2 protein-coding genes are annotated in these 900 nt (G+C 48.8%); both read right to left on the reverse strand.

Annotated features, from left to right (window positions below; genetic code table 11):
- Positions 1-27: 27 nt before the first annotated feature.
- Positions 28-714 carry a Fe2+-dependent dioxygenase gene (locus A3766_RS05835; RefSeq protein WP_068513317.1) on the reverse strand — a complete coding sequence of 229 codons (687 nt, stop codon included), beginning with the start codon at positions 712-714 and terminating at the stop codon, positions 28-30.
- Positions 708-900: alpha-hydroxy-acid oxidizing protein (locus A3766_RS05840; protein ID WP_197479359.1), on the reverse strand; the 193-nt coding region annotated here is incomplete at its 5' end. The genes A3766_RS05835 and A3766_RS05840, both read right to left, overlap by 7 nt.

Genomic DNA, 900 nt, shown 5'->3' on the forward strand with positions numbered 1-900 from the left:
GGTGCGATGGTATTGAATAAGGCTTGCTTATGATGGGGATGCCCAGCGACGAATTAGGTTGTGATAAAGGCCGCTTAAGGTCGTGACTTGATTATGGTCAGAGCCAAGTTCCGCGCTTAGGTTTTGAATGCTTTGGTCGAGTTCATAAAGCGTTTGTCTTTGGCTATCTTCACGCACCATGCTTTGCGTCCAGAAGAACGATGCTAGGCGTTGCCCTCTTGTGACGGGGCTAACCTGATGCAAACTGGTGGAAGGGTAGAGCACCATATCCCCCGCTTCTAATTTGACACTTTGTATGCCGTACTGAGTATGAATTTGGAGCTCGCCACCTTCATATTCTTCTGGCGAATTCAGAAATAAAGTGGATGAAACATCGGTGCGCATTGTTTGAGCGGTGCCCGGTATTTGCATCAGGGAACCATCGATATGATTGCCGTAGGTTTCGCCTTCTCCGTAGCAATTAAATTTTGGCGGGAAGATTTTGTCAGGCAGTGCCGCAGAGATAAAAACAGGATGTTGAGATATCTTGCGCAGAATTTCACGGCCCAGTTGTTGAGCGGTGTCGCCCAGGTCATCGAGTTGACGATTGTGTTTGACGTGAATAGCGATGCCACCGGCGGTTTGGCTGCCATCACGCCACGAGGATTTATCCAGGGCACTTCGGAATTGCTTCACTTCTTCGCTTGATAACACTTTGGGTATGACGATTAGCATAAAGGAGTCCCCAGCTTTCTAAGGTTTGCATGACGAATTTCTTGGATTGTACGACAGCCCGTCATCGCCATGGTGTATTCAAGCTCCTCTTTGAGTAGCTTGATCAGGTGAGCGACACCTAAGGCACCGGCAATGCTTAAGGCATAGACTTGCAAACGTCCAATCAGAACGGCATCAGCGCCTAGG

Source organism: Oleiphilus sp. HI0132 (genome assembly GCF_001635845.1).

Excerpts from the sequence above, each read along its gene's own strand:
- A3766_RS05835 (WP_068513317.1), bottom strand. The coding sequence starts at position 714 with ATGCTAATCGTCATACCCAAAGTGTTATCAAGCGAAGAAGTGAAGCAA.